The sequence below is a fragment of the Eubacterium multiforme genome (assembly GCF_030813415.1).
Taxonomy (GTDB): domain Bacteria; phylum Bacillota; class Clostridia; order Clostridiales; family Clostridiaceae; genus Clostridium; species Clostridium multiforme.
The window spans coordinates 17,866-38,359 of the sequence record NZ_JAUSUF010000006.1 but is presented as its reverse complement, the minus strand read 5'-3'; the positions used below and the strand labels follow the sequence as shown (position 1 = coordinate 38,359).

General features: G+C 26.7%; 19 protein-coding genes. 18 read left to right on the top strand and 1 reads right to left on the bottom strand.

What is annotated here, in order from left to right; translation table 11 throughout:
- Nucleotides 1–91: 91 nt before the first annotated feature.
- The 8 genes from J2S18_RS09550 (at nucleotide 92) to aspS (ending at nucleotide 9,452) form a co-directional block, all read left to right on the top strand.
- A complete protein-coding gene (locus J2S18_RS09550; RefSeq protein ID WP_307486255.1) occupies nucleotides 92–949 on the top strand; it encodes a DHH family phosphoesterase in 858 nt (285 codons plus the stop codon).
- Nucleotides 950–994: 45 nt separating this feature from the next.
- Complete coding sequence (locus tag J2S18_RS09545; RefSeq protein ID WP_307486253.1) at nucleotides 995–1,513, top strand: adenine phosphoribosyltransferase; 519 nt, start codon at nucleotides 995–997, stop codon at nucleotides 1,511–1,513.
- 116 nt (nucleotides 1,514–1,629) lie between these two features.
- Nucleotides 1,630–3,822, top strand: coding sequence for a RelA/SpoT family protein (locus tag J2S18_RS09540; RefSeq protein WP_307486250.1), 2,193 nt, complete (start codon nucleotides 1,630–1,632; stop codon nucleotides 3,820–3,822).
- Nucleotides 3,823–3,838: 16 nt separating this feature from the next.
- Nucleotides 3,839–4,288 carry a D-aminoacyl-tRNA deacylase gene (gene dtd, locus J2S18_RS09535; RefSeq protein ID WP_307486248.1) on the top strand — a complete coding sequence of 150 codons (450 nt, stop codon included), beginning with the start codon at nucleotides 3,839–3,841 and terminating at the stop codon, nucleotides 4,286–4,288.
- Nucleotides 4,289–4,307: 19 nt separating this feature from the next.
- Complete coding sequence (locus tag J2S18_RS09530) at nucleotides 4,308–4,907, top strand: MBL fold metallo-hydrolase (protein WP_307486245.1); 600 nt, start codon at nucleotides 4,308–4,310, stop codon at nucleotides 4,905–4,907.
- A 9-nt stretch (nucleotides 4,908–4,916) separates the two neighbouring features.
- On the top strand, nucleotides 4,917–6,344 hold the full coding sequence (locus J2S18_RS09525) for a coproporphyrinogen III oxidase (protein WP_307486242.1): 1,428 nt from the start codon (nucleotides 4,917–4,919) through the stop codon (nucleotides 6,342–6,344).
- 11 nt (nucleotides 6,345–6,355) lie between these two features.
- A complete protein-coding gene (gene hisS, locus J2S18_RS09520) occupies nucleotides 6,356–7,606 on the top strand; it encodes a histidine--tRNA ligase (RefSeq protein WP_307486239.1) in 1,251 nt (416 codons plus the stop codon).
- 55 nt (nucleotides 7,607–7,661) lie between these two features.
- Nucleotides 7,662–9,452 carry an aspartate--tRNA ligase gene (gene aspS, locus J2S18_RS09515; protein WP_307486237.1) on the top strand — a complete coding sequence of 597 codons (1,791 nt, stop codon included), beginning with the start codon at nucleotides 7,662–7,664 and terminating at the stop codon, nucleotides 9,450–9,452.
- 48 nt (nucleotides 9,453–9,500) lie between these two features.
- On the opposite strand, the gene J2S18_RS09510 is transcribed toward aspS, so the two are convergent.
- Nucleotides 9,501–9,881 (bottom strand): hypothetical protein, encoded by a 381-nt coding sequence (locus J2S18_RS09510; protein WP_307486235.1) that lies wholly within the window; start codon nucleotides 9,879–9,881, stop codon nucleotides 9,501–9,503.
- Between the two features lie 146 nt (nucleotides 9,882–10,027).
- On the opposite strand from J2S18_RS09510, the gene J2S18_RS09505 reads away from it, so the two are divergent.
- The 10 genes from J2S18_RS09505 to J2S18_RS09460 all read left to right on the top strand — a co-directional run bounded on the left by J2S18_RS09505 (nucleotide 10,028) and on the right by J2S18_RS09460 (nucleotide 20,398).
- Nucleotides 10,028–10,606 carry a hypothetical protein gene (locus J2S18_RS09505; protein ID WP_307486232.1) on the top strand — a complete coding sequence of 193 codons (579 nt, stop codon included), beginning with the start codon at nucleotides 10,028–10,030 and terminating at the stop codon, nucleotides 10,604–10,606.
- A 155-nt stretch (nucleotides 10,607–10,761) separates the two neighbouring features.
- Complete coding sequence (locus J2S18_RS09500; protein ID WP_307486229.1) at nucleotides 10,762–11,547, top strand: dimethylarginine dimethylaminohydrolase family protein; 786 nt, start codon at nucleotides 10,762–10,764, stop codon at nucleotides 11,545–11,547.
- 165 nt (nucleotides 11,548–11,712) lie between these two features.
- On the top strand, nucleotides 11,713–13,488 hold the full coding sequence (locus J2S18_RS09495) for a C40 family peptidase (RefSeq protein WP_307486227.1): 1,776 nt from the start codon (nucleotides 11,713–11,715) through the stop codon (nucleotides 13,486–13,488).
- Between the two features lie 427 nt (nucleotides 13,489–13,915).
- The gene (locus J2S18_RS09490; protein ID WP_307486609.1) at nucleotides 13,916–15,505 is read left to right on the top strand and encodes a cell shape-determining protein; all 1,590 of its coding nucleotides are present in this window, start codon (nucleotides 13,916–13,918) and stop codon (nucleotides 15,503–15,505) included.
- A 171-nt stretch (nucleotides 15,506–15,676) separates the two neighbouring features.
- Complete coding sequence (locus tag J2S18_RS09485; protein WP_307486224.1) at nucleotides 15,677–16,048, top strand: GntR family transcriptional regulator; 372 nt, start codon at nucleotides 15,677–15,679, stop codon at nucleotides 16,046–16,048.
- Nucleotides 16,049–16,070: 22 nt separating this feature from the next.
- Complete coding sequence (locus J2S18_RS09480) at nucleotides 16,071–16,940, top strand: ABC transporter ATP-binding protein (RefSeq protein WP_307486221.1); 870 nt, start codon at nucleotides 16,071–16,073, stop codon at nucleotides 16,938–16,940.
- A 2-nt stretch (nucleotides 16,941–16,942) separates the two neighbouring features.
- Entirely contained in the window at nucleotides 16,943–17,575 is a 633-nt protein-coding gene (locus tag J2S18_RS09475; RefSeq protein ID WP_307486218.1) for an ABC-2 transporter permease, read from the top strand.
- A gap of 1 nt (nucleotide 17,576) precedes the next feature.
- Nucleotides 17,577–18,257, top strand: coding sequence for an ABC-2 transporter permease (locus J2S18_RS09470; protein ID WP_307486216.1), 681 nt, complete (start codon nucleotides 17,577–17,579; stop codon nucleotides 18,255–18,257).
- A 216-nt stretch (nucleotides 18,258–18,473) separates the two neighbouring features.
- Nucleotides 18,474–19,226 carry a MurR/RpiR family transcriptional regulator gene (locus J2S18_RS09465; protein ID WP_307486213.1) on the top strand — a complete coding sequence of 251 codons (753 nt, stop codon included), beginning with the start codon at nucleotides 18,474–18,476 and terminating at the stop codon, nucleotides 19,224–19,226.
- 2 nt (nucleotides 19,227–19,228) lie between these two features.
- Entirely contained in the window at nucleotides 19,229–20,398 is a 1,170-nt protein-coding gene (locus J2S18_RS09460; RefSeq protein WP_307486210.1) for a MalY/PatB family protein, read from the top strand.
- The last annotated feature ends 96 nt before the right edge of the window (nucleotides 20,399–20,494 follow it).

Genomic DNA, 20,494 nt, shown 5'->3' with positions numbered 1-20,494 from the left:
TTTTTAAGTTTTTTTCATAAATATTTGTCAAATTAACTGTTTTAAATTATAATATTATTGTTTTCTAATTTTATGGAGGAGATAGTAAGTGATGCGTAAGTTTTGGGAGAGCATATATTGCCCTAATTACATAAAAGGATACAATCCCTTTATTTTAAAAGATATGAACAAGTCTATTGAACGTCTTGTTACTGCTATTAATAATAGGGAGAAAATCATTATATATGGAACAAACACTGTTGATGGTATTTGTGCAATTGCTTCCTTAAGCTTAGTGCTAAGATACTTAAATGCAGATATAGAGTATTTAATACACGACGGACTGGAAGAATGTAAAAAGGTAGATTCATTTGATATAAAGACAAAGGTAGATTTTTTGGGAGGAGAAGTGCTTATTGCACTAGGGTTAGATCTTCTTTCACAGGAAGAAGTAGAATTATGTGAAAGACTTGGAATAGATTTAATTGTTCTTGAAAATAAAAAGACAGATGAAAAGAAAAATTATATATACATAAATCCTAAACAAAAAATTTGTCAGTATAGATATAAAAATCTATCTATTAGTGCGTTAACTTTTAAGTTAATGCAGGCAATAGCTATTTATTATAATATGAAGAGTATTAATAAATATCTAGATTTAATTTTAATTGGAACAAAGTGGGCAGGAGCAGCTCCTAGTGGAGAAAATGCAGTCTTCTTAAAAGAAGGTAAGAAGTTTTTAGATAATACAAATAATATTGGTCTTAGAGCAGTCATTAAATTTAATGATATAGAAGAACTTAATGATGATAACATAGAAAAGATGATAAATTTAATTACTCCAACTACAAGTGCAGTTGGTATGATTAATAATGCAAGAATTGTTTTGGAATTACTTACTACAAATGATGAAGACAGAGCGGAACAAATATCAAAATACTTATATAATACAAAGATATGTCAAAAATAAAAAATAATCATTATTTAAAATTCTTAAAATATTGGAGGAATTAATATGGATTTAAAAGATAAGATAAGAGTAGTTGAAAACTTTCCAAAAGAAGGAATAAGCTTTAAAGATATAACTACATTAATAGGTGATGGAGAAGGATTAAGAGATTCTGTTAATCAAATTGTTGAAAATTTAAAAGACAAAAACATAGATGTTGTAGTAGGTCCAGAAGCTAGAGGATTTATATTTGGTGTTCCAGTTGCTTATGCATTAGGTGTAGGTTTTATTCCAGTTAGAAAACCAGGAAAATTACCAGGAGAAACTATATCAATAGCTTATGATTTAGAATATGGTACAGATAATTTAGAGTTACACAAAGGTGCTATAAAAAAAGGACAAAGAGTTGCAATTGTTGATGATTTATTAGCAACAGGAGGAACTATAGAAGCAGTTGCTAAACTAGTAGAACTTGCAGGTGGAGAAGTTGTGTCATTAGACTTTGTTATTGAACTTACAGACTTAAAAGGAAGAGATAAACTTAAAGGTTATGATGTTAAGTCTCTAACAAAATACAATATTTAAAATTATTGAAAATGATTTGACAATATTATATAATATTAGATAATGGCTGGTTAGAAAACCAGCCTTTGATTTTAGTAATTATAGTTTTTATACTATTTTAAGGGAGAGTAATCCTAATGATAGAAGATTTAATTAAACTTATAAACGAAAATTGTAACAATGTTGACATTGAAATAATTAAAAAAGCTTATAATTTAGCAAAAGAAGCTCATAAAAATCAAAGTAGAGAATCAGGAGAGCCATATATAATACATCCTATAGATGTAGCCTGTATTTTAGCTGAACTTGGAATGGATACTAGTACAATTGCTGCAGGACTTTTACATGATGTAATTGAAGATACAGATTATACTTATGAAGATATGGCACGTGAATTTAGTGTTGAAGTTGCAAACTTAGTAGAAGGTGTAACTAAGCTTGGAAAGATAAAGTATAAAACCAAGGAAGAACAACAGGCAGATAATGTTAGAAAAATGCTTCTTGCAATGGCAAAGGATATTAGAGTAATTATTATAAAATTAGCTGATAGACTTCATAATATGAGAACTTTAAAGTTTATGAAAAAGGAAAAGCAAAAGGAAAAGGCAAAGGAAACTTTGGATATATATGCACCACTTGCTCATAGACTTGGTATGTCTAAAATAAAGTGGGAACTTGAAGACTTAGCTTTTAGATATTTACATGAAGAGGAATATTATGATTTAGTTTATAAAATTGCAGAAAAAAGAAGAGAAAGAGAAGAATATATAGCAAGTGTTATAAAAGATTTGCAAAAGAAACTTGAAGATTCAGGTATAGATGCTGACATTGAAGGAAGACCAAAACATTTTTATAGTATATATAGGAAGATGGTTAAAAAACATAAAAGTATTGAGCAAATTTTTGATTTAACGGCTATAAGAATTTTAGTCGATTCTGTTAAGGATTGCTATGGTGTTCTTGGAATTGTTCATACAATATATAAACCTATTCCAGGAAGATTTAAAGATTATATAGCAATGCCTAAGCCTAATATGTATCAATCTTTACATACAACAGTAATTGGACCACAAGGAAAAACTTTTGAAATTCAAATTAGAACTTTTGAAATGCATAAAACTGCTGAATATGGTATTGCTGCCCATTGGAAGTATAAAGAAGGTACAGATGATGATAAAGGTATGGACTTTGAAACTAAGCTTGCATGGCTTAGAGATATACTAGAATGGCAAAAGGATACTTCAGATGCAGAAGAGTTTATGGAAGGATTTAAAATAGATCTTTTTTCAGATGAAGTATTTGTATTTACCCCAAAGGGCGTAGTTATTAATCTAGCTAGTGGTTCAACGCCAATTGACTTTGCATATAGAATTCATACAGACATAGGTAATAGATGTGTTGGAGCAAAGGTTAATGGAAAAATAGTTCCTTTAGATTATAAATTAAAAACTGGTGAAATAGTAGAGATAATAACATCTAAAGTAGCTAAAGGTCCTAATATGGATTGGCTTAATATTGCAAAGAGTAATCAAGCAAAGAGCAAAATAAGACAGTGGTTTAAGAGAGTTAAGAAGGAAGAAAATATTGATAAAGGTAAGGAACTTTTAGAAAAGGAACTTAAAAAGCAATGTGTTACTTTTAGTGATATAGCTAAAGGTGATGTTTATGAAAAAATGCTTAAAAGATATAATGTTCATCAACTAGAGGATCTTTATGCAAATATAGGAATGGGAATGATAAGTCCTTCAGCTTTTGTTTCAAGACTTAAAGAAGACAATATTGAGGAAAAAGAAAAATATTCTAAAGAACTTGTAGAAAAAAATATTGAAGAACAGATACAAAAGAATGAAAGACATGAGAAAAATAAAGAAGAAGAAAAAAATTACGGAATAACAGTTAAGGGATTGAACAATATTATGGTGAGATTTGCCAAATGTTGCAATCCAGTTCCAGGAGATGAAGTTTTAGGATATATAACTAAAGGAAGAGGAGTATCAATCCATAGGAAAGACTGTAGTAATTTAAAAACATTAATAGAAACAGAACCTGAAAAAATAGTTGAAGCTAGTTTTGGTAAAGCTAAAGGTTCAGGATATGTAGCTGAGATTCAAATAAAGACAGAAGATAGAATGGGTATTTTATCTGAAATAATGATTATCATAAATGAAAAGGGATTACCTCTTAATGCATTAAATGCAAATTCAGCTAAAGGCAATGTAGCCTTAATAAATGTAAAAGTTAAAATAAATTCAATTGAACAATTAAAGGAATTTATGAAAGCTATAAGAAAGATTAAAGGGGTAATAGACGTATATAGAATGAATAATTAAAAAGGATGTGTTCTTTTTGAGAGCTGTAGTACAGAGAGTTTCTTCCTCAAAGGTAACAATTAATGGGGAAGTAGTAGGAAAAATAAATTTAGGATTAAATGTTCTTATTGGAATCTCGAAAGAGGATACAATAGAAGATTTAAAGTATATAAAGGATAAAATAATAAATCTTAGAATTTTTGAAGATGAAAATGATAAGATGAATAAATCTTTATTAGATGTGAATGGAGAAATTTTAGCAATTTCCCAATTTACTTTATATGGTGATTGTAGAAAAGGGCGAAGACCTAATTTTATGAATGCCAAAGGTGGAGAAGAAGCTAAAATTTTATATGATAAGTTCATAGAAATGTTGAAAGAGACAAATTTAAAGGTTGAAACGGGAGAGTTTGGTGCAGATATGAAGGTAGATATACAAAATGACGGTCCTGTAACAATTTTACTTGATAGCTTTAAACAATTTTAATCTTAAAGGAGATGCTTTTATGATAATAAAGACAATACCTGCAGGTATGTATGATGCAAACTGTTATATAGTAATTGATGAAGATACAAAGGAAGCTTGCATATTAGATCCAGGTGGAGATGATGTAAGACTTGAAGGAATAATAAAGGATTTAGATGTAAAGCCAAAGTTTATTTTATTAACTCATGGACATTTAGATCATGTAGGAGCAGTAGAGCATTTAAGTAGTTTATTTAATATTCCATTTTATGTTCATGGTGATGAAATTAAATATATGGAAAGTGACAATTATATATTTGGAAATATAAGAAAACCTGATGGACTTTTATCAGAAGACTCAGAGTTTTCTATTGGAAATCATAAAATTAAGGTTCTTCATACTCCAGGACATACAGAAGGAGGAGTATGTTTCTTAATTGATAATGATTTATTTTCAGGAGATACTTTATTTAAAGGATCTATTGGAAGAACAGATTTTACAGGAGGAGACTTTGGCAAAATAATAAATAGTATAAAAACTAAAATATTACCATTAGGTGATGATATTAATGTATATCCAGGTCATGGACCAAAGACTTCAGTAGGATATGAAAAGAAATATAATCCATTTTTAAACTAAGGAGAAACTATGGTAATTAATATAGGATTAAATGATTTAAAATATAGATATGATGTATATCAAATGTTTAATTTATATTTTCCTTTAGATGAATTAAAGTTTAAAGAAGAAGAAAAGTTTGATTATTTGGTAACTGTATACGATGAAAAAGTTGTATTTAAAAAAGAAGACTTTGAAAGAGAAGAAAAGATTTATGACAATATAAAGGATTCAATTAAAAAGGTAGTATTTAAAAGTCTTAAGGAGTTAACTAATGATGATTATCCTTGGGGAATCTTAGTAGGTATAAGACCTTCTAAGATTGCCTTAAAACTTCTTAATGAAGGAAAAAGTGAAGAAGAAATAGTAAAATATTTTAAGGACAAATATTTAGCAAGTAGTGAAAAGGCAAAACTTTGTATAGAGGTTGCAAAACGTGAAGAAAGTTTTGTAAATATTAATCATGAAAAAATTGCTATATATATAGGAATGGCTTTTTGTCCAACAAGATGTTTATACTGTTCCTTTGCATCTAATCCTATTTATGGAAATAAAAAACTTGTTACTCCTTATTTAAATGCACTTTCTTATGAAATAGAAAAGATTAAAGAATATGTAGATAACAAAAATTTAGAGATAGAAACAGTTTATTTTGGAGGAGGAACTCCAACAGCTGTTTCTAATGAAGAATTTGAAGATATAATGAATAAGATTTATAATTCATTTGTAAATAATAAAAACCTTTCAGAATTTACAGTTGAATGTGGAAGACCTGATTCAATCACAGAAGAAAAGCTAAATACTATGAAAAAGTATAATGTTTCAAGAATAAGTATAAATCCTCAAACAATGAATGATAATACTTTAAAATTAATTGGAAGAAATCATACAGTAGAAGATGTTAAAGAAAAGTTTAATATGGCAAGAAACCTTGGATTTAATGATATAAATATGGATATGATAATTGGACTTCCAGGAGAAGGTATTAAAGAGGCTGAAAATACTGTTAATGAAATAAGTAAACTTAAGCCTGATAGTTTAACAATACATGGTCTTTCATTAAAAAGAGGTTCAAGACTTTATGAAAATTTCATACTAAAAAAAGGTCTTGGCATTAAAGGACAAGAGGAAATTGCTAAAATGTATAGTTTAAGTAAGGAACTCTCTAAAGACTTAGGACTTAAAGCATATTACATGTATAGACAAAAAAACATGGTTGGAAATATGGAAAACCTAGGTTATGCAAAGGAAGGTAAAGAATGCATTTATAATATGCAGATGATAGAAGATACTCAAACAATAATAGCCCTTGGAGCTGATGCAGTATCAAAAGTAGTCTTTTTAGATGAAAATAGAATAGAAAGATTTCCAAATGTTAAAGATGTTAGAGAATATGTAAAAAGAATTGATGAAATGGTTGAAGGTAAGATTAAATTACTTGATACTTTATATAAGTAGGAGGGAAATAGATGGAAATACAAGCACCTAAGGGTACTAAGGATATGTTACCAAGTGATGCTTATAAATGGCATTATGTTGAAAATATATTTAGAGAAATATCAAAGAATTTTGGAATAAGGGAAATAAGAACTCCAATATTTGAACATACAGAATTATTTTTAAGAGGAGTTGGAGAAACAACAGATATAGTTCAAAAGGAAATGTATACTTTTGAAGACAAAGGTGGGAGAAGTATAACATTAAAGCCAGAAGGAACTGCACCAGCAGTTAGAGCTTTTATTGAAAATAGATTATTTAATGAAGCACAACCAACTAAACTTTTTTATATAACTCCTTGCTTTAGATATGAAAAGGCTCAAAAGGGAAGATATAGACAATTTCATCAATATGGAATTGAAATGTTTGGAAGTGAGAAACCTTCAATAGATGCAGAAGTTATGGCACTTGCTATGACTGTTTTAAAGAAAATTGGACTTAAAGGCTTAAGCCTTAATATAAATAATTTAGGATGTCCTAAATGTAGACCTAAATATAATGAAGCATTAAAAAATTTCTTAGAAGAAAATTATGAAGGATTATGTCCTACTTGCAAAACTAGATTCCAAAAAAATCCTATGAGAATATTAGATTGTAAGGAACATAAATGCAAAGAAATTACAAAAAATGCACCTATAATATTAGATTACATATGTGAAGAATGTAGTGATCACTTTAGTAAGGTAAAAGAGTATTTAGATATTTTAGGAATAGAATACAATATAGATCCAGGTATAGTTAGAGGTCTTGATTATTATACTAAAACAATATTTGAAATATTAAATTCAGATTTCACAGTATGTGGTGGAGGAAGATATGATAAGCTAATTGAAGAGATTGGTGGACCAGAAACACCAGCTGTTGGATTTGGTATGGGAATAGAAAGACTTATAATGGCAATTGAAAAAGAAAATATAGAAATTCCAAAGGAACCTGTAGTAGAACTTTATTTAGCAGCTAGAGGAGAAGATGGAGCTAAGGAAGCTTTTAAATTAGCTCATGCTTTAAGAGAAATTGGAGTAAGTTCAGAAATAAATCATGCAGGAAGAAGTTTTAAGGCAGAAATGAAATATGCTAATAAAATTGGAGCAAAGTTTAATGTTGTCTTAGGAGAAGATGAACTTTTAAATAGAGTTGCAAGATTTAAAAGAATGGAAGATGGAGAACAATTTGAATTAAGTATAGATGATTTAGAAAAAATAAAAGAAGTTATTAAAGCTTAATATTAATTAAATTTAAATTGTGAAAAATAATTAAATAGATATGGAGGAATCACATATGGCAGAAGCGCTTAGCGGATTAAAAAGAACAATGATGTGTGGTGAACCTAGAGAAGAACATGTAGGTAAAAATATTACCTTAATGGGATGGGTTCAAAGAAACAGAAAACTTGGAGGATTACAGTTTATTGATTTAAGAGATATAACTGGGATAATGCAGGTAGTTTTTGGAGACGACGTTAAAGAAGAAGTATTTGAAAAGGCAAAGGGAGTTAGACCAGAGTATTGTATAGCAGTAACTGGAGAAGTAGTTTTAAGAGAAGCTCCAAATAAGGATTTACCTACAGGTCTTGTAGAATTAAAATGTGAGGATATAAAAATTCTTTCAGAATCAGAAACTCCACCAATATATATAAAAGAAAATTTAGATGCAGCTGAAAATATAAGATTAAAATATAGATATTTAGACCTTAGAAGACCAGATATGCAAAGAATTTTTATGATAAGAAACAGAGCATCAAAGGCAGTTAGAGATTATTTAGATAATAATGGTTTCTTAGAAGTTGAAACTCCTATTTTAACTAAGAGTACTCCAGAAGGAGCAAGAGATTATTTAGTTCCTTCAAGAAATTATCCAGGAATGTTTTATGCACTTCCTCAATCACCTCAAATATTTAAACAATTATTAATGGTATCAGGTTTTGATAAATACTATCAAATAACTAAATGTTTTAGAGATGAGGATTTAAGAGCTAATAGACAACCAGAATTTACTCAAGTAGATTTAGAAATGAGCTTTGTTGATCAAGAAGATATAATGAAATTAAATGAAGGCTTAATAGCCCATGTATTTAAAGAAGTATTAGGACATGAAGTATCACTTCCAATTAAGAGAATGACATTTAAAGAAGCTATGGAAAGCTATGGTTCAGATAAACCTGATTTAAGATTTGGAATGAAAATTCAAGACCTTACAGAAGCTGTAAAAGATGTTGAATTTAAAGTATTCTCTGATGCTATTTCAAATGGTGGATCAGTAAGATGCCTTTGTGTTGAAGGTGGAGCTACAATTGGAAGAAAAGATATAGATAGATTTGGAGAATTTGTTAAAACATATAAAGCAAAGGGTCTTGCTTGGATAAAAGTTAAAGAAGATGGTACAATACAATCTCCAATAGCTAAGTTCTTATCAGAAGAACAAATGGAAAATCTTTTAAATAAAGCTAATGCAAATAAGGGAGACTTAGTGCTAATTGTTGCTGATAAAAATTCAGTAGTATTCCAAAGTTTAGGTGCATTAAGATTAGAACTTGCAAAGAAACTTGATTTAATTAAAGATAAAAATGAATTTAATTTCACTTGGATTACAGAATTCCCATTATTTGAGTATAGTGAAGAGGAAGGAAGATATACAGCATGTCACCATCCATTTACAGCACCAATGGAAGAGGATTTAGAATTCTTAGAAACAGATCCAGGAAAGGTTAGATCAATAGCCTATGATTTAGTATTAAATGGAGAAGAATTAGGTGGAGGATCAATAAGAATACATGATACTGAGCTTCAAGAAAGAATGTTTAAGGCATTAGGCTTTACTATGGAAGAAGCCTGGAATAGATTTGGATTCTTATTAGAAGCATTTAAATTTGGACCACCACCACATGGCGGTTTAGCATTTGGTTTAGATAGAATGATAATGTTCTTAGCTGGAACTGAAAATATTAAGGATGTTATTGCATTCCCTAAAAATCAAAATGCATATTGCTACTTAAGTGAAGCTCCAAACATAGTAGATGAAAAACAACTTTCAGAACTTGGAATTTCAATTAATGTTAAAAAAGAAGATTAATTAAAATAAAAAAAGGTGTCTATTAAGGCACCTTTTTTTGGTGAATTTTTATATTATGCTTAATATAATCAATATTATTCCTGAAAGCATTATTTCAAAACTGTGAAATTTAACATCAAATAAAGTTGTCCTTAAAGCATTATTAGCTCTATCTAAAGATTCCTTCTCATGATGAGTTATTTCTAAATCAGCTCTTGAAACATACTGGGAATTACTTTGACCTAAAGAATTAATTCCGCTGCCAATATGAGATTCTCCATATAAAGAAAAACCTCCAATAATTGATGTTATTAAACCAAGAATAAGAAATACATCAGCATATATAAAATCTGTAATTATTGTAATGAAAAAGGCTATAACAAGTAAAACTAAAAGATAGAGAAATAAACATTTACCTCTTTGAAATAGTTCATATTTTTTTGTATTCATATATTATATAGCCTCCTAAATATTACTCTCATTAAAATTATATTCATATAAAATATAAAGTAGCCATTTAAAAATAAATATTTGAATAAATTTTAAATGTTTGAGGGAAAATACTTTTTGTATTCACTAAAAGGAGGCAAAAGAGTATGAAAAAATTTTTTGAAAAGATTATACTTAGTGCAGTATTATTTGTTGGAATTTTTAGCTTTTCAGCATCAGCAACAGAATTTAAAAAACCTATATTAATTGGAGAAATTACTTCAGTAGAAAAGTGTAATGATTCCAAAGATGTAAAAATAGTTGTAAATGGATATATGAAAGCTTGTGGAGTATGTAAAGATAAAATTGTTGTTGTAGTTGATAAGAATACTAAAATGAACAAAGAATGCAAAGAAAAAGAAAAAATCAAATTTGAAGTTGGAGATTATGTTTCAATAGAGTTAGATAAAAAAATTACAAAATCTATTCCACCACAAGGATATGCAAAAAAAATAGAAATTTCTAAGAAAAAGGAAAGAGCTGAAAAGGAAACTAGTGTAAATGATGATATATCAAAGGATAAAAAAGAAGATAAATTAGAAAAATCAAGTGATAAGAGTACTCTTAAAGAAGAAAATGATACTAAAAAAAGTAATGAATTAGAAGATAAAAGTACTTTTAATGAAGAAGATGACACTAAAAAAGAAGATAAAGATAAACTTAATGAAAAAGAACTAGAAAAATAATTCAAGAGAGGGAAATTAAAATCCCTCTTTTTTGTGATAAATACTGTTAATTATTCTTTAAGTGTGATACATTATAAAATAATAAAATATCATTGACAAAACATTTAGTTTTTGGAAGAATAAATTGTGAGATTATAGCGAAAGAGGAATAAAATATGAAAGAAATAAAATATGTATTAATGAGATACCCAAGTTATTTAGAAATCATTAATCCTAATAATAAATATAAAAATCTTTTCTGCAAAGAGAAGGTATTTAATAATTATAATAATTTACTTAATATATTATCAGCACAGGGTATAAAATATTATTTTTTAAATACAGAATGTGGACCTAGTGAAGTGTTTACTCGTGACTTAGGAATTTCTTTAGGTGATACTTTACTTATATGTAATCTAACCTCTGTAAGTAGAAAAAAAGAAACAAAAAATCTTATGGAATATGTTAGAAAAAATAAGATTAAACACTATGTATTTGAAAATAAAATTGAAGGTGGAGATGTTGTAATTTTTGGATCAACTATATTTGTGGGTATAAGCCAAAGAACTAATGAAGTGGCAATAGAAGAATTAACAAAATATGTTGAAGATAATAAATTAAAATATAAGGTTGTACCTATAAGATTTGATTCAGAAAATAAACTGCACTTAGATTGTGTATTTAATATATTAGATAAAAAATCAGCAATATTAAGTGATTATGTATATGATAGTGACAAAATAGAGGAAGAAATAAAAAATATTTATCATATATCTAATGAAAGTGCAGACAATCTTGGAACAAATATTTTAGCACTTGGAAAGAAAAGAATAATATGCAGCGATACAGAAGTAATGAAGATATTAAAAAAAGCAGGATATAAAGCATTTTATTGTGAATATGATGAAATAATAAAAGTTGGTGGAGGAATAGGTTGCAGTACTTTACCTATTATGATTTAGATTAAAAAACTAATTTATTATGCCCTTTAATTATTAATAAACTCTATAAATAATTATATTATGTTTAAAATTTACATAAACCATAAAATTTTCTTTAATTATCTTCAAAAATAGAGTAGAATTAAGATGTAGAGTGTTATAATTTGAACATATGGGAGTGATAGAATGGATAAGAAGAAGATTGTAGCTTTAATGTTAGCTACCTCTGCTGGAACTGGAGCTGCATTAATGCATAATACAGTTGCTCATGCTGATGAGTATAAATTATCAGGACATGTAGTAAACATAACAAGCGTTCTTAGAGTTAGAGCTAAATCCAGTACTGATTCAGAAATTTTAGGCTATTTACGTAATGGAGATAAAGTAAATATAAAGGAAAAATCAGGAGACTGGTATAAAATTGATTTTGAAGGAAAAACAGCCTATGTTTATGGCGAATATATAAAAGAAGGATCCAATAATTCAAGTTCTGAAAAGGCTAAAGGTAAAGGAAAAGTTGTTAATGTAACAAGCAGTTTAAGAATAAGAAGTGGAGCAGGTACAAATCATTCTGTTGTTGGCTATTTATATGAAGGAAACACTTTTGATATATTAGAGAAATCAGGAGACTGGTATAAAATTAATCATAATGGACGTACAGGATACGTTTATGGTGAATATGTAAGACAAGCTGGTGAAAGTAGTTCAAATAGTAATAGCAATAATAATAATAACAATAACTTAGGCGGAAAAGTTGGACAAGTTGTAGATGTAACAAGTAGCTTAAGAATAAGAAGTGGAGCTGGAACTAGTCATTCAGTTGTTGGATATCTTTCAAATGGAGAAAAGTTTGATATTACTGGAAGATCAGGAGATTGGTATAAAATTAAAACAACTAGTTATAGTGGATATGTACACAAAGACTATGTTAAGATTTTAGGACAAGGAAGCAGTAGTAGCAGTAATTCAAGTAGTTCAAATAGTGGAAGTAGTAACAATGAAGTACAAGAAAAAGGTAGAGGAAAAGTTGTTAATATAACTTCAAATTTAAGAATAAGAAATGCACCAAGTACAAATAGTTCAGTAATTGGATACTTATTAGATGGACAAACATTTGATATAGTAGGAAGATCAGGTAGTTGGTATAAAATAAAACATGATGGAAGCACTGGATATGTACACAAAGATTATGTAAGTGTAATTGGACAAGGAAATAGTAGTAATAATAGTGGAAGTAGTTCTAGTAGCAGTTCATCAGGACAATCTGTAAGTGAATATGGAAAAGTTGTTAATGTTTCAACTAGTTTAAGATTAAGAAGAGGTCCAAGTACAAATAGTTCAGTAGTTGGATATTTATTCCCTGGAGAAACATTTAAAATTACAGAAAGAAATGGCAGCTGGTATAAAGTAAATGCAAATGGAAAAGTTGGATATGCAAGTTCAGATTATATTAAATTAATTAATAAGAATGAAGCTAATTCATCAGGAAATTCAGGTTCATCTACATCATCTGCATCTTATGAAAGAGTATATAGTATTTTAAAATCTCATATTGGTTCACCATATATTTGGGGAGGCAGTGGTGAGTTTATAACTCATGATAGTTTAAGAATGTTTAAGAGAATGTTCCCAGGAGAAGCATCAGAAGGTAAATATAATATTCCATCAAGATATATAAATAATGGATATAGAGCATTTGATTGTTCTGGATTATTATACTGGGGTTTTAGACAAGTTGGAATAAACATTGGACGTACAACTTATGATCAAATAAATGCTGGTAGAGAAGTTTCATTAAATGATGTTAGACCAGGAGATTTATTATTCTATAGAAGCCTTGGACATGTTGGTATGTATATAGGAAATGGAAAATGGTTAGAAGCACCACATTCTCATGACTATGTAAAAATAGCAAATGTTCCTTGGAGTCAAATAGGAAGAGCTAGAAGAATTTTAAAATAAAAAACATAAAGAGTTTTAAGTTACTAAGAAGAACTTAAAGCTCTTTTTTTTTGATTCACAAAAGGTTGTAAAGTAAAGCTAGAATTTGCTAATTGATGAAAAATATTTATTGTGAAGTTTTACCAGTGCATACATTTTTGTATATCTATAAAATTATAAAAATATATGATAAATTCTCCTTAAAAAACAATAAAGTTTTAACAAAAAATGAATAAATTTTAATTGTATATGGTATTAATTATTACATTATGATATAATATAAACAATTTAAACAAGAAGGAGAATTTAAGATATGGATAATAGGGGAGATTTTTCAAATATTTTTGACTTTATATCGAGGATTAAACAAAAAAAGGATAATGTTATTAAGAAAAAAGATGCATCATTTAAAGGATATTTAAAATGGCTTATAATTTCATATTTAATTATGGCAATAATATTATTGGTACAGAGCAAGTTAATATTAGATATTTCAATAAGCTTTTTACCAATTATTATTCCTTTTGTACTATGTAGTATTATTTATGGAGTTACTCATTTAAGTAAAAAATATGTTACTTTTGGTGTTCTTGGAATAGTTTTATATTTTATTCTTAATATAATCTTTAGTCCATTAATAAGCTATAAGGCACATAGAAATTTAATTGGAACTGTAGATGGTGTAGAATTTTCAAGTCAAATAAAACATATTGATTTAAAGCAATTACCTACAATAGATAAAGAATTAGCAGATAAATTAGCAGATAAAAAGTTAGGGGAGATACCAAGCCTTGGTAGTCAGGTTTATGTTGGTGATTTAACTCTTCAAAGTATTAATGGAGAACTTTATTATGTAGCACCACTTGAACATTCATCATTATTTAAATGGATTTCAAATCATGAAGGAACTCCAGGATATGTAAAGGTTAGTGCTACTAATCAAAATGATGTTCAACTTGTAACTGAAGTTAATGGGAAACCTCTTAAAATAAAATATTTACCATCATCTTATTTATTAACTGATTTAGATAGAGCAGCTTTCTTAAGAGATATGAAATCTGCACATACAGATTATACATTTGAATTAGATGATAGCGGAAATCCTTACTGGGTTATTACAAGATATGATACAGGTGTTGGTATAACAGAAGCTAAAGCTACAGGAGCTTTAATTATTGATGCTCAAACTGGTAAATCAGAAATATATGATATTGAAAATATGCCAAAGTGGGTTGATAGAATTCAACCAGATAAATTTATCAAAAATTATATTGATAAATGGGGTAAATTAGTTCATGGAGTATTTAATTTTAGTGATAAGGATAAATTAGTATCAACAGAAGGAATGAATTTAATTTATAACAATAATGAATGTTATTATTATACTGGAATAACTTCAGTTGGAAATGATGAAGGTTTAGTTGGATTTACTTTAACTAATACTAGAAATGGAAAGACAACAATGTATAAAACATCAGGAGCAACAGAAACTGCAGCAATGAAATCAGCAGAAGGTAAGGTTCAGCAATATAAATATACTGCAACATTTCCTTATTTAATAAATATTCAAAATGAACCAACATATTTTATGACATTAAAGGATGCAAATGGTTTAGTAAAAAATTATGCTATGGTTAATGTTAAAAACTATAATACTGTTTCAGTTGGAGATTCACTTCAATCTACATTGAATAAATATTTAGAAGTATTAACAAATACAAATATTTCTTTAGAAGGAAGTAATAATGCCAAAAAGATTGAAGGTGAAATTGAAAGAATAGGATTAGTTGTTAAAGAGGGATCTAGTATTTATGATATAAAACTTAAAGGATCTGATAACATTTATTCAGTATCAACAGAAACTTCAAGGGAAGCTGCTTTAAGTAAAGTAGGAGATAAGGTTAAAATAGAATATATGAATGTGGGAGATAGTAGATATATAATAGTGAATTCATTTAAAAATATAAATACAGCTCCTAAGGATAATAAAGTTTATAAAGAAGAAAATAAAACAAAAGAAAATATAGAAAAAGAATAATATTTAAAAGCCTCTATAGATAATTGTCTATGGAGGTTTTTTTTGTTGTTCATTAAAATAAAAAATATATTTAATTTGTATTGACAAAAATATATAGAAGAACATATACTGTATATACACACTATATACAGTATATACACAACGAAAGATTAACTTAAAAGAGGTGAAATTTTGAATATTATTATTTCTAACACATCAAGAATGCCAATATATGAACAAATTTTAAAAGCTATAAAAGATGAAATTATTTCAGGAAAAATAAAGGAGGATACATTATTACCTTCAATAAGAAACTTAGCATCAGACCTTAGAGTAAGTGTAATAACAACTAAAAGAGCCTATGAGGAACTTGAAAAGGAAGGGTATATATATACAGTTAAGGGCAAAGGCTCTTATGTTGCTCCTCAAAATAAAGAGTTATTAAAGGAAGAAAAGCTTAAGGAAATTGAAGATAAATTACTAGAAATTATAGATATTTCTAATAGTATTGGATTGGAATTTGAGGAATTAATAGAAATGCTTAAAACATTAAAGGAAATTTAAAAGATAAAGGAGAGAGAATTTTATGAAAGAATATAAAAATGCATTAGAAGTTATAAATATAAGAAAAAGATATAAGGATTTTTTATTAGAGGACATAAGTTTTAATCTTCCTAAAGGTTTTATAATGGGACTTGTTGGACCTAATGGAGCTGGGAAAACAACAACAATAAAAGCAATAATGAATTTAATTAAATTAGATAAAGGACAGATAAAAATATTTGGAGAAAATCTAATAGATAATGAAGTAAAAATAAAAGATAAAATAGGTTTTGTATATGATGATTGTTATGCTTATGAAGATTTTTCAATAAATGAAAATAAAAAGCTTATAGCACCTTTTTATTCTAAGTGGGATGAAGATAAATTTAAATTTTATATAGATAAATTTAAATTAAATGATAAAAAGAAGGTAAAAGATTTATCAAAGGGGCAAAAGGTTAGATTTTCATTAGCTATTGCACTTTCACATAATGCAGAACTTTTAATATTAGATGAACCTACATCAGGGCTTGATCCTGTATTTAGAAGTGAACTTTTAGATATTTTATTTGATTTAATAAGAGATGAGGAAGTTTCAATACTTTATTCAACACATATAACATCTGATTTAGAAAAATTAGCAGATTATATAACATTTATTAATAATGGAAAAGTTGAATTTTCAATAGAAAAAGATAGTCTTTTAGAAGAATATTTTATAGTTAAAGGACCACTAGAAGTTTTTGATGACAATATAAGAAAATATTTAATTGGAACTAGAAAATCAAAATACAATTTTGAAGGATTAACTAAAAATAGTGAAGAGCTAAATAGAAATTTTGATAATCTTATATTTGAGAGAGCCACACTTGATGATATTATTGTATATTATTCAAAAAAGGAGAAGATTTAGCTATGAAAAATTTATTGAAAGTAGAATTTTTTGTTCAAAAGAAATTTATTAAAAGTCTTGCTTTTGGATTACTTTTTATGTCAATTATATTTTTGTTAAATAGAGGGTCTCAAGGGGTATATTTTGCAGGAGGATTTATAATATTTTTTCTTATTTTAACAACTATTGAAGTAGAAAAAAGAAGTAAAGTTAATATATATATAAATTCATTACCAATAAAAAAAAGAAACTACATTATATCAAAATATATAAGTGCATTAATTTATTTAGTTTTGGTTAATATAGTTTGTTATATATTATATAAAGTATTAGGTTTAATATTTAAGCCAGAAATAGAGTTAAATACTAAAATAGTTATGATGACTTTAGCTGCAGAGTTAATATATATATCTATAATTGAGCCTATATTTATAATATTAAGTTGTAAATACTATAGAATAGCTAATATTGTTTTTAGTGGAGTTATAATTTCTATATTATTCATTGTAATGGATAATTTAAAAAATATAGATATAATATCAAAAATAGATAGTATAAATAAATTTAATTTAATATTTTTTATAATGTCTATAATAGTTTTCTTTATATCTTTTCTATTAACTAATTTCATATATAAAAGAATGGATGTGAAATAGTATGATTAAACTTGTCTTAAATGATATAAAAATTCAAAGAAAGATTTATATTATTTATTTTATATGTTTATTTATTTTTGGTGGGTGTTTTTTTATTGAGTTTAATAATAAAAATATATTAGATATTGAATTGTATGAAAAGTTTAATATATATTATTTTATTTATATATTATTTTTCTTAACATGTAGTATAAATTATATAATTGCAAAATCTTTAGGAAAAAGAAATAACTTAAATTTTTTATTTAGATCTCTTCCAATAAAACAAGAAGAAATTGTTATTAGTAAAAGTATTACACCAATTGTAATATTTATAATATATGAAATACCTAATGTATTATTCCAAATTATATATTCTCATTATGCAAATATTAATATAATAGTTGGAATTAGTGGAATATTAGTAACATTTATATTATTTTATATAACTTCTTTGGTAAATTTATATGTAAATTTATTAAATCCTGAAAGTAGAATGGCTTATTACATTAGAATGATTCCAATATTAATAATTATAGTGATTATGAACGTAATAAATAGCATTTATAAGTATTTAGAAGAATTCACACTTAATTTAGAGAATTTAAATGTTGTTCTAATATTTATAAGCTTATTTACAATATTAGGAGTGTTGCTTTTATTAAAATTTGTATTGAAGAAATATAAATCTATAGAATTATAATAAAAAGATAAATTTTTTATATATTATTTTTCATAATTTTGAATATTTATTTAACTTTACATGTTATGTTTTTATCAATTCCTGAAAAATTTGACGTAAATAGAAATTGTAACTGATAAAATTTCCTATATAATAAAGGCATAAAGTGATTAAATTGCCGTTTTATGATAGAGTTAAGTTAAAATTAATTACTTTTTTGTGGAAGAGGTGGAAATTTTGAATTTACACAGGAGAATATCAACATATACTAAAAACTTAACTAGACTAGAAAAAGATTTGTTACGTGAATTATTAGAAAGTAGAGATAAGTTTACTTATAAAACTTTTACAATAGAGAATATAGCAGAGGCATTTTCAACTAGTACAAGTACTGTTCATAGACTTTCTAAAAAGTTAGAATATAAAAGCTTTGTACAATTTAAAGATGATTATTTTGAAAAGAGCAAAATTTCAGAGGATAGAATGGAGTTTTCAGATAATTCATATATAAATTCTATAATAGAAACTTATAAGCTTGTTTTAGATGGACCACAAGAAGAGATTATAGATAAGATGGCACAATGTAAGAAAATCACTATTTATGGTATGGGAATGAGCAATTATTTAGGAAAGATGTTTCAAATAAAACTGCAACTTCTAGGAATACCAGCAGAACAACATGATGATTCCAGATTTATGAGATTGTCTAGTAAAATTCTAAAAAGAAATGAGGATCTTGTCTTTATGCTATCTAGAAGTGGAGAAACACCAGAACTTTTAGAAGTTTTAGTTGAAACTAACTTAAAGGGAGTTGATGTAGTTTTAATAACAGAATCAAGAGGATCAACCTTTGAAAGACTTTGTAAATATGTTGTTTACACAGGATATGCTAAAGACCCTGATTCAAATATTGATACTAGACTAAATGTACACATAGCTATGGATATCATAATAAAGAGGTTTGTAGAAAAATATAGAACGAAAGGGTAGTTATGTACAATTTTAGTGAAATTTTAGAAAGAAAAAAAAATAATTCAAAGAAATGGAATGAAGAATATATCCAAAAAAGATTTGAAGGGGCATGTAAGCCTTACTATCCATTATTTATAGCTGATATGGATTATAAACTTCCAAAAAATATAATTGAGAATATTAATAAATTTATCTCTAAAGGTGATTTTGGTTATTACGATATAAAGGATGAGTTTAAATATTCTATAATTAATTGGTACAATAAAACTCAAAATTTAAATATAAATAAAAATGATATAATTCCAACAACTGGAGCATTAACCACAACTTATGCAATAATAAATGAAGTTGTAAAAAAAGATGGAAAAGCTATGATTTTTACTCCAGTTTATGGACCGTTCAAAGATATAGTATTAAATAATGGTTTAAAATTAATAAAAGAAAAATTAGAAATAAAAAATGGTAAATACTATATAAATTTTGAAAGAGTTAAGGAAACAGTAGAAAAGGAAAATATATCTTGTATTTTATTTTGTAATCCACATAATCCATCAGGTAGGATATGGAATGAAAATGAAATAAAAAAACTTTTAGAAATAGCAAGAGAAAAAGATATTTTAGTTATTTCTGATGAAGTTCATGGTGATTTAGTACTTTATGATAATAAGTTTTCATCTATGTATGCATTAAAAAATATATATGATAAATTTATTGTTATAGGTTCACCAAATAAAACATTTAATATTGCATCATTAAATGTAGGCTATTCTTTAATTCCTAATGAAGAAATTAGAGAAAAGGTTGTAAATGGACTTAATAAAAGAAAGCTTCATGTAAATAGAGTAGGGGAAGAGGCTTCTAATATTTGTTATAATATTGGGTTTACATGGGTAAAGGAGCTAATTAAAGAAATAGAAAAGAATATTGAAATAGTAACAAGTCTATTAAAGAATGTTGATTGTAATATAATGATTCCTGATGCTGGCTATTTAGTATGGGTTAAATTTAATAAGGTAAAGGATAGTTTGGAGTTTTCAAAAAAACTTGCAAAGGAAACGGGAGTTTTACTTGAAAGTGGAAGTAGATTTGTAGATAACTACAAAGGATATTTAAGAATAAATGTTGCAACCAGTAGCAAAATAATAAGAGAAGGAATGGAAAAAATTATAAATTATTATGAAAAAATTTAAAGAAAAAAGGATTCATCTAGCATAAAGTTAGAATGAATCCTTTTTTAATTAATTATGAATATAATTATTATTAATATAATAAAAAGTAAAAATTTC

Coding starts and splice junctions, on each gene's coding strand:
- J2S18_RS09550 (WP_307486255.1), top strand. CDS start 92: ATGCGTAAGTTTTGGGAGAGCATATATTGCCCTAATTACATAAAAGGA.
- J2S18_RS09545 (WP_307486253.1), top strand. CDS start 995: ATGGATTTAAAAGATAAGATAAGAGTAGTTGAAAACTTTCCAAAAGAA.
- J2S18_RS09540 (WP_307486250.1), top strand. CDS start 1,630: ATGATAGAAGATTTAATTAAACTTATAAACGAAAATTGTAACAATGTT.
- J2S18_RS09530 (WP_307486245.1), top strand. CDS start 4,308: ATGATAATAAAGACAATACCTGCAGGTATGTATGATGCAAACTGTTAT.
- J2S18_RS09525 (WP_307486242.1), top strand. CDS start 4,917: ATGGTAATTAATATAGGATTAAATGATTTAAAATATAGATATGATGTA.
- hisS (WP_307486239.1), top strand. CDS start 6,356: ATGGAAATACAAGCACCTAAGGGTACTAAGGATATGTTACCAAGTGAT.
- aspS (WP_307486237.1), top strand. CDS start 7,662: ATGGCAGAAGCGCTTAGCGGATTAAAAAGAACAATGATGTGTGGTGAA.
- J2S18_RS09510 (WP_307486235.1), bottom strand. CDS start 9,881: ATGAATACAAAAAAATATGAACTATTTCAAAGAGGTAAATGTTTATTT.
- J2S18_RS09505 (WP_307486232.1), top strand. CDS start 10,028: ATGAAAAAATTTTTTGAAAAGATTATACTTAGTGCAGTATTATTTGTT.
- J2S18_RS09500 (WP_307486229.1), top strand. CDS start 10,762: ATGAAAGAAATAAAATATGTATTAATGAGATACCCAAGTTATTTAGAA.
- J2S18_RS09495 (WP_307486227.1), top strand. CDS start 11,713: ATGGATAAGAAGAAGATTGTAGCTTTAATGTTAGCTACCTCTGCTGGA.
- J2S18_RS09490 (WP_307486609.1), top strand. CDS start 13,916: ATGGCAATAATATTATTGGTACAGAGCAAGTTAATATTAGATATTTCA.
- J2S18_RS09480 (WP_307486221.1), top strand. CDS start 16,071: ATGAAAGAATATAAAAATGCATTAGAAGTTATAAATATAAGAAAAAGA.
- J2S18_RS09475 (WP_307486218.1), top strand. CDS start 16,943: ATGAAAAATTTATTGAAAGTAGAATTTTTTGTTCAAAAGAAATTTATT.
- J2S18_RS09470 (WP_307486216.1), top strand. CDS start 17,577: ATGATTAAACTTGTCTTAAATGATATAAAAATTCAAAGAAAGATTTAT.
- J2S18_RS09460 (WP_307486210.1), top strand. CDS start 19,229: ATGTACAATTTTAGTGAAATTTTAGAAAGAAAAAAAAATAATTCAAAG.